The sequence below is a fragment of the Chitinophaga silvatica genome (assembly GCF_003419895.1).
GTDB classification, from domain to species: Bacteria; Bacteroidota; Bacteroidia; order Chitinophagales; family Chitinophagaceae; genus Chitinophaga; species Chitinophaga silvatica.
Genome location: NZ_QPMM01000004.1, coordinates 200,870 through 215,335, shown reverse-complemented (window position 1 = coordinate 215,335; position 14,466 = coordinate 200,870). Strand labels below are relative to the sequence as shown.

Sequence of the window (14,466 nt, the reverse complement as noted above, 5' to 3'; positions counted from 1 at the left end):
ATCCCTATATTTTAATATTCCTCATGAAAATTGCCTTACTTTTATAACAGGCAATTATTAGCTTATATGATTACTATCCCGTCTCCCTTTTTACGCTCATTAGGAGCTATGCTTCTGATTCTCATTGCTTTCTCTTCCTGTAGCCGCAAGATTACGGAAACAGGTAAAGCTTCTTATTATGCCAATAGTTTTGATGGAAAAAAAACAGCCAGTGGCGAAATATTCCGTCAACGTAGATTAACAGCAGCTCACAAGTCTTTACCTTTTGGAACTAAAGTTACTGTCATCAATGTTGCCAATGGAAAAAGTGTCAGAGTTATTGTTAATGACCGTGGCCCGTTTGTAGCCGGCCGCATTATCGACCTGTCGTCTAAAGCGGCACAGCGAATTGGCATGTTAAATACGGGAGTTGCAAACGTTGAGATTAAGTATAAGAAGAAGAAAAAGTAGTTAGCTGAAACGGGAATTGCATTCTATTTTAGCCTATCTGTAGTATGCCTTCTTTATTAACGCAGAGAGAAGAATAAGTTCCTTCAGATCCTCCTATTATTATTTCTTACAGAATGCGGGTAAAGAAGTTTCTCATTGGTTTGTAATTTTTGTTCATGATTACTTGCTTTTACTAACAGTTGCTACTTTATTTGTTCATTGCACATTTAGAACAATGATCATGAAAAAATTACTCTCAACTGCCACCGCGCTTCTCGTGGCTATTGCCTCCTATGCACAGGCACCATCTATCACCCTACCGGGATATACTGCATATGTAGAACCATCCGAAAAATATGCTGTAGTAGATGAAAAAAATGGTGTTCGTAACTGGACCGATAATAGAGGAATAGTTAATTTTTACTTTTATGCAGCTCGTGAGGGAAGTATCGATATTTCTCTTATTGCCAACGCCACCACTGAAAGTAAATTATCTGTTTCTGTAAATGGTTCTCAAAAAGAAGTTAGCATTCCTTCCAATACTAATTTCAAATCTCTTCCTGTAATGAAAACTGAATTAGGTCAACCTGGCTTTTATTGTATTTCTATTAAGGGATTAAGTAAAAGGGGAGCAACTTACGCCAATATAAAAGGGGTTTCATTAACTGGCGATATAACCAGGAACATTCAATATAACCCAAAGCCATGGCGCAGATCGGCTTCTGTACACTTAAGTTATCCGACTCCCGAAAACAAGGAAGTTGAGTGGTTTTATGGCGAAATAAAAGTTCCTGAGGGAGAAGATAAACTCGATTCATATTTCATGTCCTGTGGCTTTCACAGAGGTTATTTCGGAATGCAGGTAAATTCTCCTACTGAGCGTCGTATAATCTTTAGTGTTTGGGATTCAGGAGGGGAACCTGAAGAAAGAAGCAAAGTAAAGTATGAAGATCAGGTTGTACTTCTTGCAAAGGGAGATAGTGTTTATGCAAGTGGGTTTGGGGGAGAAGGCACAGGAGGCCATAGCCACTGGATTTACAACTGGAAGGCTAATGAAACCTATCGTTTTCTTTTGCATAGCGTGCCTACTGGTAATACCACAACTTATACAGCCTACTTTTATGTTCCCGAGCATAAGGAATGGAAACTAATAGCAAGTTTCAGGGCTCCTAAAGATGGGGTATATATGAAAGGGCTTTATTCTTTCCTTGAAAATTTCAATTTTGAAAACGGTCAATGGGGGAGAAAAGGTTACTTCGGAAATCATTGGATTAAAACCGATAAAGGAGAATGGATAGAACTTACTAAAGCTAAGTTTTCAATTGATGCCACTGCAAGAGCAAAAGATCGTATTGATTTTGGCGGTGGAAGTGAAAATGGATGGTTCTACTTATGGAATGGTGGATTTAAACCAGCCAACGCAAAGTATGGGGATATTTTTGAACGCCCCGCTAATGGCATTATCCCAACTATTGACCTTCCGAAATTTTAATATTAACCCGGATTGTTATCCGGGTTTTTAATAAATTTATTTGTCCACATACCCTATAGGACAAAGGTGGCGCATTTATTTTCTGCATTTTCCCCAATTTCTCCTTTAAAAATCACGGGGTCTGTTGAAATTTTTTACTTTAAATTCATGCTAAAATCTTTGGAATTAAGATGGCCAGGCGTAATAAATTACCAATTACTGATGTTGTGCAGGTTTTAAACCCATTCAAATTAAAGAAGCAGCGAATTATGAACTTTAATCCAGCTGCCGGAACATCAGTACGCAAGCCTGCCTCAGAAATTCTGATTACAGTTTTCGATTACAGCGCTGATTCTTGCTCACAAATAGTTTTAAACAAAGTTGAAGAAACGTTTAAATACCTGGAATCACCCACTCTAACGTGGATAAACATTGATGGTCTCCGAAAGGAAGAAGTACACGCTGTTTGTCAACAGTTTTTAATCCATCCACTTATTGAGGAAGATATTTTAAGCAATGGGCAACGTGCGAAAATGGATGAAATTAATGATAGATTATTTTGTTTACTACCGATGATTTATTTCAATAAAGAATCCAGTTCTGTAGATCTTGAACAAGTAAGCATTGTAATGGGGAAAAACTTCGTGATTTCTTTCCAGGAAGATCCAACCCGCGATGTATTTGACCCCGTACGAACCAAACTTTCATTAAAAGGATCCAGAATAAGAAACGGAGGCGCCGATTATTTATGTTATTCGCTTCTGGATGTTATTGTTGATAACTACTTCATTGTAATGGATAAACTGGGAGAAAGGATTGAAATGATGGAAGACCTCGTTCAACATCAGCCTAACACCAGAACATTAGCCAGGATAAACTATCTCCGTCGCCAGGTTTTCTTATTTAAGAGAGCCATTTCACCTGTACGGGAATTAGTGAATGGCTTCTTAAAAAGTGAAAGTGATTTGCTGGAAGATCAGGTCACCAAATATTATAAGGATGTATATGACCATATTATTCAATGTAATGACCTGGCCGACAACTATCGCGATATGGTGCTCAACTTACAGGAAATGTATCATACCCAGCTCAACCTTAAAATGAATGAAATCATGAAGGTTTTGGCTGTTGTTACCACTTTAATGGCTCCTCCAACGCTGGTTGCAGGAATTTATGGTATGAATTTCCACTTCATGCCTGAATTAGAAAAGAAATATGGCTATTACTATACCCTTGGCGGTATGGGTTTACTATTGATCCTTATGATCTTTATATTCAGAAAAAGAGGATGGTTCTAGCTTTTCTTCTTGTAAACAGGAACTGTTGAACAAGGTTCTCCATACATTATACTCTTGGCAACAGGTCTGAGCAAGCGGGTAATTTCTGCATATGCTACTTCTCCCACGCGCTTATCTCCACATCCTTTAATAACAATTCTTTTATCCTCATAAGCAGAAACATCAATAGCTGCGAGATTTTTCAGATAAAGTGTTTTATATATAAAATCGGCATCTCCAAAAGCAGCATAATTTGCAATTGGCTCCAGATAGGTCATTACCAACATATATGCCCATAAAGGTATGACAGCATCCACACTACAAATCAGACCTACATTTTTTCCGCGATATTGTTCCCAATCATAGGTTTGAAGAGCAGCTCTGAAATCCTTCTCTTTAAGGATCAATCCCATAAACAAATGGTCTTTCATATCGAAAGTCACAATATCCCCATTTGGATAAAATCCTTCTAAGTCTATGGTTTCCAGTCCACTCTGTGCTACTTTATTAACTATTTCGTCCATTTCTTCTATATTTTATCAATACAAATTTACGAATCTCTGCAAAGAAAAAGGGAGGCTAATGCCTCCCTTTAGTATGTCAGTAAAAATGTTATGACTTAGAAGAATTTACCGCGAGTATCTTTAACGTTGCTAAGTTTCTTCAATGTTAGCATCAGTTGTTGATTCAACAGTAAGCCCATATTTTGCTCGTATGCAGCTTGCATAGTAGCAATATCCTGTTCAGGCTGGGTGTTTGGCTGATAGTTATCAACTTTGATCACATATACGCCAGCACCACCTTCAATAGGAGTAGATACTTTAGCAGTGCCCCAGCTTTTATTGAAAGAAGCACCTACTACGCGTGGTTCGAATCCGAGAGAAGCAACAAAAGGAGTAGCGAAAGTAATATTCTCTGCTTTCAGCACTGGTTGATTGGTTGCACTAGCTGCAGCCTCCAGAGAAGCAGGAGTTTGCAGTTTGGAAATAATCTGCTCGGCTTTCTTATGTCTTCTTACTTCAGCTTCAACCATTGGTCTAACTGAGGCAAGAGGAGCAGTACCTTCAGCAGTGATATTTGATAAGGTAGCTACTACATATTTATCTTCGAAGGTAAATACATTACTTACAGCACCGGTTTTAGCTTCATAAGCCCAACGAACTAATTCACGAGCCTGACCAATACCAGGAACTGCGAAATCCATTGGTCTAACTTCTGCAATTCTCTTATTCAGTTTACCTTGTTGAATAGCTTTTTCGAAATCGCTGGCAGATCTGTTGCTCTTACCTGCAAATTCGGAAGCAGCAGCATAAACGCCATTGTTAGTTTCTTTGCTGGCTTCAACTGGTTTACCTAAATAGGCAACTTTAATAGCAGGCCCGATGTTTTTCTGCTCCATAATCTGAGTAACGAAATAACCTACAGCAGTTTTAACTGCTTTGATTTCGCCCTTAGAACCTTCTAAAGCAAATTCTTTGAATTCTGGGTAAGCCTGGGTAGTAGGAGTAATATATTCTTCACCACCATTCGTTGTTTTTGCAGGATCGTCAGAATATTTCATCACTAATTCGCTGAAATTAGCACCACCACGAAGTGCAACAGCAATGCTATCTGCACGGCGGGAAGCGATTGAATCAGGTAAGCCACCCTGAGCTCCTGAAACAAGAACAATTTGACGAACTTTTACAGAATCTGGTAAATTCTTACGATCAACCATTTTCGCATACACGATAAGGTTATTATCATAATATGGTCCGAAGATTCCGCCGATAGGCAGATTTACGATAGAATCTTTCTGTGGAACATTTACCATGCTCTTAGAAATAAAACCATCGTAGAATTTAATATCAGAGTTACGGTTAATAAAACCTGCAACTTCTTTAGTTGTATCTAATTCTTCTCTTAAAGAAACGATGTGTTGAATAGCAGCGGTAGAGTCGGCAGCTGAAGGAATTGCATCAAAAGCTACAAATTCCACTTTGCGTGATTCCTCAACCTGGAACAGTTTCTTATGTTCATCGATAAATCTTTGCAATTCAGCATTTGTTACTTTAACAGTAGAATCTGAAATGGTAGCATAAGGAACGCTTACATAAGAGATGTTGGCAATCTGGCTATTATCCTGTTGTTCTTGTTGTGCTAACCATTTAGGATAATAGATGCCTTGTTTTATTAATGTAACATATTTCAGTCGCTGTTGGTATTTGGCAACCATGTCTTGTAATTCATAAATCGCTTCACGTTGGTTAGGGTTACTTAAAGCCCTTCTAACTTCTTCACGATCAACAGGTTCACCATTACGGGAGAATTGTTGAGCAACAAGTGGGTTGATATTTTTACCATAAATCTGATCTACTACTTCAGCTTCGGTAGCTACCAGGCCCAATTTTTTGTATTGCTCACCCATGATCTGCTCTGTCAGAAATTCATTCCAAACACTCTCACGAATTTGATCGCGCATCTGATCATCAATATTAGAATATTGAGAACGCGCATTGTTTTCTGCAACCTGGATACGACGTAAGTATTCTGATTGATCTAGTTCCACGCCATTCACTTTACCAACGGTGGTACTGCGGCGCATAAAAGAATTTTTGCCAAAGAAGGCATCCTGCAATAGGAAACTAACAATAGCCAAGCAAATCACTACTACGATCGTAACGGCGTATTTGTCCCTGATTTTCTGAATTACTGACATATATTATATAGTCTACATTTTTAAGGTTAGCAAAAATAGAATAAAATAACTGTAACTGCAAAAGAGTATTTTTTAGCTTGTAATCCAGTACTGTAAAGGGTTTCAGGTGTTTATAACACGTTTGTGGTCTATCAGGCATTCACAGGTTTTCCACACATCAACCCATTTTCGAAGTTTATTATTTTCAATTATTTATAATCTTAAAAGTGGTTCTGTGACTATATTTCCATGAATTTTGACCGCACCAGGTTCTCAATTCATTATTCACAATTGTTGAAAACGCGTTTTAGTGTATTCACATAAAAATGTGAATAAAAGCCTTGTATTTCGCTTGAAATAAAATTTAGGCCTTTGAAGTTCCCTGCTCGCTTTTTTTCCACAATTGATGTGTAAAAACCCCTGTAAAACCCAAAAAATGGTGGGAAAAGGTGCCTTTATACACAGGAATAAATAATTTTGTTATTCTCCTAAATTTATACCTCAACTTTTAAGAGGTCGATTTGTGAATAGTTAAGCTCGTCTTTCAACAACTTTCTAATACTATGTCAACTAAAAAGATTTTCACTAACAACGATATCCACCTATGTGGATGAAAACATAAAAAGTGAGTATTGGCGCGGAAATCGTATGTTAATTTAGTGTGGAAAGTGTAGTAGAAAATAATAACAACTACATTTGTATCAGGGTAAAAAATTAAATTTCCACATATTCACAGCCCTAATAGTAGTGGGCTTTTTCTTTTAATTAAATAAATAAGTATATAGATATGATTATGGAAATCGCTGACGCGAAAAAAAATTTGCAACGAAAAGGATTTTTAGATATAGCCGTTGATCCGTCTTTAGATCTGTTTGCAGCGATCGAAGATTTAAAAAAGAAAAAAAATGCAATTGTACTGGCACACTATTACCAGGAGCCAGACATCCAGGATATCGCAGACTATATTGGCGACAGTTTAGGCCTCAGTCAGCAAGCTGCTAAAACCGATGCCGATATTATAGTTTTTGCAGGAGTACACTTTATGGCAGAAACTGCTAAAATTTTAAGTCCACAGAAAAAAGTACTCTTACCCGACCTGAAAGCGGGATGTTCATTAGCCGATAGCGCTCCTCCTGAGCTTTTTAAGAAGTTCAGAGATAAGTACCCAGACCATATCGTGATTTCGTATATTAACTGTTCTGCTGGGATCAAAGCATTAAGTGATATCATCTGTACCAGTTCTAATGCCGAAAAGATCATCGAGAGCGTTCCGAAGGATCAGCCGATCATTTTTGCCCCCGATCGGAATTTAGGGGCTTATTTGATCAAAAAAACGGGTAGAGACATGGTTTTGTGGAATGGTGCATGTATGGTCCACGAAATCTTCTCTCTGGAGAAAATTACAAAGCTTAAGGTTCGTCACCCAGAAGCTAAGATTATTGCTCACCCAGAATGTGAACCAGCTGTGCTTGCAATTGCTGATTATATCGGATCCACTACTGCCTTGCTGAAGTATAGCAAGAAAGACAGTGCAAAGGAATTCATCGTAGTTACTGAAACCGGTATTCTGCATCAGATGGAAAAAGACAATCCTGAAAAGACTTTTATTCCTGCTCCTCCTAATAATGCCTGTGCTTGCAATGATTGTCCACACATGAAACTCAATACGCTGGAAAAATTGTATTTGTGTATGGAATATGAGCAACCTGAAATTACCATGGATGAACAATTGAGAGTTGCTGCTTTAAAGCCGATAGAAAGAATGCTGAAAATTAGCGCGGAAGCTGGACTATAGCTAAGTACTTGAAAATCAGTTTAAAAATAGTCTGACTATTTGTGTATAACCTTATTAAGGCCCTGGGGATAAATTATTCCCAGGGCCTTATTTTTTATATGAATTATTTGAATACTAATTAATTATAAATCGACTTCTTGCTGTGTATATCTGGTGAATATTATGTTTATATACGGTTGAAAACTAAAAATGAAGGCCCTGAGATTTTGATATTTATTTTATCCATTGGGTTAGTCCACGTTCCTTTTGAATATCGATTTCTCAGAGTGCTATTTAAACGCTGAGAATGTTATAATTCATCTTTGTTTTAGGGAGAATGTGAAATATTATATTGTAAACTTGTGTAAAACCTAATTTTTGCTGTTAACAACGATATTGTTTATCCACAAAAAATGAAAAATCGAAAAAATGAAGGCCCTGAGAATCGAAAAAATTTTCTTTCACTGTGTATACCCTTGCGCTTGTTTTTATATGCAATTCTCAGCAACCTGTTAAGCTATTATGAGTGCCATATTCTCATAGTTATATTGGGAATATCAAATTTCATCAGATTCTCAGCGCTCTTATTCACGAAGTAATTTTAGTTAGATATCCACTTTTCCACATTATGAAGTGAAAATAAAAATTTGAAGGCCTTGAGAATTGAATGGAAATTTTTTTATCGTGGTTACCCTTGTAATATTTTGATTATCAAATTCTCATGAGCATAGGAGAGCACTGTAGTTGAAGTATAACTTGCCTTATGGTGGAGATCAACAATTCCATCCAATTCTAAAAGGCTTCGAAATTTTTTTTCTTTTTGTTATAGGGGATATACAGAGTTTTTTTCATTTTTAGAAGGCTCTGAGAGTTTAATATTTTAAGTTTTGCTGTGGATTCCCCACATTTTTCAGATTTATCCGATTGTCAGCGCTTAGATAGTGCGCTGAGAATTCAATAAAAATTTTTTTTCTTGTATATCTACGAAAGCCCCAATTTTCATGTAATTATAGGCGCCTGGTGAAAGGGCTGAGAATTTGATATTCTATTTTAGACTTTGATATAAGAACCAGTATAATATTTTATTCGATTGTCAGGATATTATGAAGGGGCTGAGATTCGATTATTTTATTTTTCTCTTTGGATATGCCGGGAACTAGCTATTTTCTTCGATTGTAAGAGAACTATTAATACATTGACAATTCAATTTCTTGGATTTTCCTAGGGTAACCCAATGTTTTAGAGTTCCAGTCAATTCTCATGCTGATTTACAATGTATGAGAATTAGATAGAAGTATATTTTCCTTGGTAACCCCGGGATATTGTTTTTTAACAAAAAGTAAACGCACTTATATGGCGTTGAGAATTTAATATTTGATTTGTTGCTAACAGTGACTTAAGTGAAGTAAAATCTATGCAACTCTGGCCGTCTGAGTAAGAGGCTGACAATTTGATATTTAGTAATCTTTTTTGGTATCCTTGAATTCATGAATTTCACAGCATTATAGAGCTTTTAGATTTATACTAAATAATTTGCTGTAACTGATCATTATTATTTTGGAGAAGGTTAATGGAGATTGTTTGTTTGATATATTTTGAATGGAGAGATCTTTTAAGATTAAATCATGCCAGGTGTTAACAGGTTTACAGAAATAGTTTTTTGGTAGAGAGAAACGTACTCATTGATTTTACTGAAAGGGAAGGATAGAAGAATTTCAAGACTAAAAAATTGATGTTTTACATGAATTTTTTAGTGAAATTTTCTTTTTTGAGTTGATTTTCGACAAAATTCGTATGGTTTTTCATTAAAATTCCATTGTTTAAAAAAGAAGTGACGTTACGAAGTACGATTGTAGATTTTGACGATATTTTTTCGACTTATTTAGGATAGAATTGGCTCTTAATAATAATAATTTCCCTGGCTCTGAATCTATAAATGGCAGGTTTATTCACAAATATTCCAAAATCTCAAAAAATTTTTCTTTTTCTAACTTCGAGATGTTGGTATCCTTATTTTAAGGATAGAGTTAACCCCTAATTATAAGAATTCTCCTGGATCTTCAACTACTTTTCTCCATTATTGAGGTAAAACTCAAAAATTTTTCTTTTTCTAATTTCGAAAATCTGGCGTTTATAAATAAAATCAGCCCAAGGGGTAAGGATTACTCCTTGATCTGAAGCTGTGAATACCTTTTTCTCCACTACGAAGGCAAAAATCTCAAAATTTTTCTTTTTCTAGCTTCTTAGAACAGGCTTTTTTTGAGTTAGAAATGGAATTAGTTCTGCGCTACAAGGATTTCTCCTGGATTGGATTAGGGAATACCTTTTTCTCCGCTATGAAGGTAAAAAATCTCAAAATTTTTCTTTTTCTAACTTATAGAAGCTCGCATTTTATGATTTAGAAATGGAATTAGTTCCGAGGTATGAGGATTCCTCTTTGATTTGAAGCTGTGAATACCTTTTTCTACACCATGAAGGTAAAAAATCTCAAAATTTTTCTTTTTCTAACTTGAAGGAGCTGGCATTTTATGATTTAAGGATAGAGTTAGCACTGATTTGTAAGGATTTTTCTGGATTGGAAGCCCTATATAGCCATTCGCTCCAGTGAAAGGTTGGAACTCTCAAAGATTTTTTCTTTTTGTTAGATATACACCTGGGAGTTAGATGTTGAGAAAGCATTTGAAGGATATCTAATCACAGGCCCTACATAATAGAATCTATTGCCGTTGACTCTCAGTAAGTATCGTAATAATTAGATTGATGACATTGCTTATTGAATATAGAGGGGAGTAGAATTGAAGGTAGATACCTTTAAGATTAGATACCTTGAAGCTATATCGAGAAAATTAGATTGTATTGTTTCGGGGGGAATTCTAAAAAAGAGGTTGACCAATTAGCTTGGTCAACCTCTTCTAAATACCTAAATAATAAGTTAGATTTCTTCTACCCAGATGTGATCGGCTTCTGTTTTGCGTAAAGACAAATTATATCCTGCTACTGAAATTGAAATTGGATCTCCTAATGGAGCAATTTTTTCAATTTTTACTTCTTCACCAGGAACGCAGCCCATTTCCATTAGTTTAATATGAAGATCATCTTTCTCGAATTCAATGATTACTGCACTTTTACCCGTTGTAAGGGAAGATAGTTTAATTGCGCCCTTTTTCATTTCCTGCGTATTAATCTTTTAAAATCTTAGTTCCGGCATTGGAGTTCATTCTCTGAATGATAGAACAAAGTTACCTTTGTATCCTTATAATGCAAAAAGAAAGGTGAAGCAAAAGCAAATTTCACTATATTTTTACATCTGATTATTATACAGAATTAATGGCTATTCAATTTACAGCACACGAAGTGAAAGATCAGCTTAAAGATAAAAGGAAGCTGAAACAATTTTTATCTGACTTATTCACTGCAGAGGGGCAAGGCTTAAAAAGTTTGCATTATGTTTTTTGCACTGATGCATATTTATTGGAAATCAATAAGCAATTCTTACAGCACGATACTTACACCGATATTGTAACTTTTGAGATGGGTGAGGACCCGGAAGTGACTGAAGGGGAGATCTACTTAAGTGTGGATAGAGTTACTGAGAATGCTGAGAAGTTTGGAGTTCCTTTTAATCATGAATTACATAGAGTAATTTTTCATGGAGCTCTGCATTTATGTGGATTTAAAGATAAATCGAAGAAAGAGGCTGCTTTAATGAGAAGTAAAGAAGAGGAATACTTGAATAAGTATTTTGGTAAATAATAGAACATTTAACCAATGTTCCACGTGGAACATAATGTATCTGTTTTAAAAGAATGTTCCACGTGAAACATTCTTTTTTCTTTTTAAGGAAAGTATAATGTTCCACGTGGAACATTATACTTTATATCAACAATCTCCCTTCTTCTATGTAATTTTGCACTTTCCAAAAACGAATTATGTTTCCAACTTACGATATAATTGTTGTGGGCGCCGGACATGCTGGTTGTGAAGCTGCTGCCGCTGCTGCCAATATGGGATCAAAAGTCCTTCTGGTGACTATGAATATGCAAACCATAGCTCAAATGAGTTGTAACCCTGCCATGGGTGGTATTGCAAAAGGTCAGATTGTTAGGGAAATTGATGCTTTAGGTGGATATTCTGGAATTGTTACAGATCAATCTATGATCCAATTCAGAATGCTCAACCGATCTAAAGGACCTGCTATGTGGAGTCCACGTACGCAAAACGACCGCATGCTTTTTGCCGCTAAATGGAGAGAAGCACTCGAAAAAACTCAGAATGTAGATTTTTACCAGGATATGGTGAAAGGTCTGCTCGTTAAAGATGGAAGATGCTATGGTGTTATAACTGGCCTTGGCCACGAAATAAAAGCTAAAGCGGTTGTACTCACAAATGGAACTTTCCTTAATGGGGTCATCCATATTGGAGAAAAACAATTTGGTGGAGGTCGTGTAGCAGAAAAGGCTGCCACAGGAATAACAGAACAATTAGTTTCCCTGGGCTTTGAAAGCGATAGATTAAAAACAGGAACTCCTCCAAGAATAGATGGCAGAAGCCTCGATTATTCTAAAATGGAAGAACAAAAAGGAGATGATGAAATTGTTGGATTCTCATATCTCGATGTTCCCAAAATTAAACCTGCCCAACAAAGAAGTTGCTGGATCACTTATACCAGTGAAGCAGTACACGAAATGTTGAAAACAGGATTCGATAAATCTCCAATGTTCCAAGGGCGTATTCAAGGAACTGGTCCTCGTTACTGCCCAAGCATTGAAGATAAAATCAATCGCTTTGCCGAAAGAGAAAGACATCAGCTTTTCGTAGAACCTGAAGGTTGGGATACCGTGGAAATTTATGTAAATGGATTTTCTACTTCCTTACCAGAAGAAGTGCAAATGAAAGCACTTCGCCTGGTACCTGGATTTGAAAATTGTAGAATGTTCAGACCAGGATATGCTATAGAATATGATTTCTTTCCACCTACTCAATTAGAGTTTTCTCTGGAAACAAAGCATGTTCAGAACCTCTTTTTTGCTGGCCAGATAAATGGTACTACAGGTTATGAAGAAGCTGCATGCCAAGGTATCATGGCCGGAATTAATGCTCACCTGAAAAGTAAAGAAGAAGCTCCTTTTGTATTGAAAAGAAGTGAGGCTTACATCGGTGTGTTAATCGATGACCTGATTAATAAAGGTACCGAAGAACCATATCGCATGTTTACTTCCCGTGCCGAATTCAGAACACTATTGCGCCAGGATAATGCGGATTTAAGACTCACCGAAAGAAGCTATAAAATGGGATTGGCCAGCGAAGAAAGAATGCAGAAGATGCTGGCTAAAAGAGAAGGTGTAGAAAAAATCAAAAAAACACTGAAAGAACTTTCTATCGAACCAGAAGAAATCAGTGCATTACTCGAAGCTAAATCTTCAGCCCCTTTATCACAAAAACAAAAAGCTCATCAGATCTTATTACGACCAAATATCGACATCTTTTCAATGAAAGATCAGGTTGCTAAAATTGATCAGGCTTTGGCAGGATATGATATAGAAACTTTGGAACAAGCAGAAATACAAATCAAGTATGATGTGTACATCGAGAAAGAAATGGAATTGGTTCAGAAAATGAGCCAGCTGGAAGACCTGGTAATTCCTTCCAATTTCGATTATAGCAAACTAGTTTCTTTATCGAGCGAAGCCAAACAAAAATTCAATAAAATTCGCCCACATACTTTAGGACAAGCAAGCAGAATTAGTGGAGTTAATCCAAGTGATGTTCAAATCTTAATGGTATACATGGGAAGATAATTCTTATAAATTTATGTTTTAAAAGGCGCTGATTTTTCAGCGCCTTTTTATTTATATATACCTTCAAAAACTAAAAAAAATGTTTTTTTGGGAAAAATCGACCTCTGGAAACCCTGTAAAATTTAAAGATCGTCGAATGGTTGAGTATAAGTGTTGTAAAAGGGGAAGGGATCAAAAAAAAGGCTAAAAATAGGCTTTAAAAGGATGAGGTACTTTAAAGGAAGATTTTAATGCTCTAAATGGGCCAAAGAATGGGAATTTTTATGTTCATAAAAATTGATCATCTTTTTTACAAAATCATCAAACTGAAATCATCAAACTGAAATCATCAAACTGAAATCATCAAACTGAAATCATCAAACTAAAATCATCAAACTAAAATCATCAAACTAAAATCATCAAACTAAAATCATCAAACTAAAATCCTCAAACCAAAATCATCAAACCAAAATCCTCAAACTAAAATCCTCAAACTGTCTAATTTTAAAAACTATAAAAGCTCGGTTAAAACTAATTCCCGATAGCTGATAATTTTGAGAATCTCAAAAAATAGAGATCAAAAAAATTTCAAAGTATCAATCTGGAAAAATATTAATCATATTGAAAATGGATTTGCAAGACGAGGAACAAAGGCAAAATCTTTTATCAAATCCCAATACAAATCATTAAACATGAAATTTTCAATTAGTAATCACATGACCCCGAATTAATCTTATTAATAATGGTTATTGTAAGATAAACTGGTACAGGACAAAATTTTTCAATCGAAATATGAAATCTTCTATATCACAAGCCAGAACTACTAACAGAAAGTGAAAATCAAAAATGTATTCATCACTAATGATAGTCTTAATCTATCGATCAATTGAACTTTAATAATTAGTATCAACCAAACAAAATCGCAAATACGCTCTTAGGCCAATTAGTATACTTCCACAATAATTCATCATCAACAGGCCTAAAACATCAATTTTTATCAATAATAAATCTTCACATTTCTGAACCTCGCTAAATTTCTATGTTGAAATTCTTTCAACCAA

The 14,466-nt window shown here is 35.8% G+C and carries 9 protein-coding genes; 6 read left to right on the top strand and 3 right to left on the bottom strand.

The features are described 5' to 3' along the window. Positions 1-66 precede the first annotated feature (66 nt). The 3 genes from DVR12_RS10330 to corA all read left to right on the top strand — a co-directional run bounded on the left by DVR12_RS10330 (position 67) and on the right by corA (position 3,198). A complete protein-coding gene (locus DVR12_RS10330; RefSeq protein ID WP_116975597.1) occupies positions 67-450 on the top strand; it encodes a septal ring lytic transglycosylase RlpA family protein in 384 nt (127 codons plus the stop codon). Positions 451-670: 220 nt separating this feature from the next. After that, positions 671-1,921, top strand: coding sequence for a DUF3472 domain-containing protein (locus tag DVR12_RS10325; protein WP_158563248.1), 1,251 nt, complete (start codon positions 671-673; stop codon positions 1,919-1,921). 170 nt (positions 1,922-2,091) lie between these two features. After that, complete coding sequence (gene corA, locus DVR12_RS10320; RefSeq protein ID WP_116975595.1) at positions 2,092-3,198, top strand: magnesium/cobalt transporter CorA; 1,107 nt, start codon at positions 2,092-2,094, stop codon at positions 3,196-3,198. Here the strand turns inward: corA and DVR12_RS10315 are convergent. Both DVR12_RS10315 and DVR12_RS10310 read right to left on the bottom strand, forming a co-directional pair. Next, the gene (locus tag DVR12_RS10315) at positions 3,195-3,701 is read right to left on the bottom strand and encodes a DUF2480 family protein (RefSeq protein WP_116975594.1); all 507 of its coding nucleotides are present in this window, start codon (positions 3,699-3,701) and stop codon (positions 3,195-3,197) included. The genes corA and DVR12_RS10315 overlap by 4 nt on opposite strands. Positions 3,702-3,796: 95 nt before the next feature. Further along, a complete protein-coding gene (locus tag DVR12_RS10310) occupies positions 3,797-5,875 on the bottom strand; it encodes a peptidylprolyl isomerase (protein WP_116975593.1) in 2,079 nt (692 codons plus the stop codon). Between the two features lie 772 nt (positions 5,876-6,647). Here DVR12_RS10310 and nadA point away from each other — a divergent pair. Further along, on the top strand, positions 6,648-7,649 hold the full coding sequence (gene nadA / locus DVR12_RS10305; RefSeq protein ID WP_116975745.1) for a quinolinate synthase NadA: 1,002 nt from the start codon (positions 6,648-6,650) through the stop codon (positions 7,647-7,649). A 2,911-nt stretch (positions 7,650-10,560) separates the two neighbouring features. Here nadA and DVR12_RS10300 read toward each other — a convergent pair. Further along, entirely contained in the window at positions 10,561-10,797 is a 237-nt protein-coding gene (locus tag DVR12_RS10300) for a FeoA family protein (RefSeq protein WP_116975592.1), read from the bottom strand. A gap of 158 nt (positions 10,798-10,955) precedes the next feature. On the opposite strand from DVR12_RS10300, the gene ybeY reads away from it, so the two are divergent. Beyond that, entirely contained in the window at positions 10,956-11,381 is a 426-nt protein-coding gene (gene ybeY / locus DVR12_RS10295) for an rRNA maturation RNase YbeY (protein ID WP_116975591.1), read from the top strand. A gap of 176 nt (positions 11,382-11,557) precedes the next feature. Further along, positions 11,558-13,426 (top strand): tRNA uridine-5-carboxymethylaminomethyl(34) synthesis enzyme MnmG, encoded by a 1,869-nt coding sequence (gene mnmG / locus DVR12_RS10290; RefSeq protein ID WP_116975590.1) that lies wholly within the window; start codon positions 11,558-11,560, stop codon positions 13,424-13,426. Positions 13,427-14,466: the final 1,040 nt, after the last annotated feature.

Coding starts and splice junctions, on each gene's coding strand:
- DVR12_RS10330 (WP_116975597.1), top strand. CDS start 67: ATGATTACTATCCCGTCTCCCTTTTTACGCTCATTAGGAGCTATGCTT.
- DVR12_RS10325 (WP_158563248.1), top strand. CDS start 671: ATGAAAAAATTACTCTCAACTGCCACCGCGCTTCTCGTGGCTATTGCC.
- corA (WP_116975595.1), top strand. CDS start 2,092: ATGGCCAGGCGTAATAAATTACCAATTACTGATGTTGTGCAGGTTTTA.
- DVR12_RS10315 (WP_116975594.1), bottom strand. CDS start 3,701: ATGGACGAAATAGTTAATAAAGTAGCACAGAGTGGACTGGAAACCATA.
- DVR12_RS10310 (WP_116975593.1), bottom strand. CDS start 5,875: ATGTCAGTAATTCAGAAAATCAGGGACAAATACGCCGTTACGATCGTA.
- nadA (WP_116975745.1), top strand. CDS start 6,648: ATGGAAATCGCTGACGCGAAAAAAAATTTGCAACGAAAAGGATTTTTA.
- DVR12_RS10300 (WP_116975592.1), bottom strand. CDS start 10,797: ATGAAAAAGGGCGCAATTAAACTATCTTCCCTTACAACGGGTAAAAGT.
- ybeY (WP_116975591.1), top strand. CDS start 10,956: ATGGCTATTCAATTTACAGCACACGAAGTGAAAGATCAGCTTAAAGAT.
- mnmG (WP_116975590.1), top strand. CDS start 11,558: ATGTTTCCAACTTACGATATAATTGTTGTGGGCGCCGGACATGCTGGT.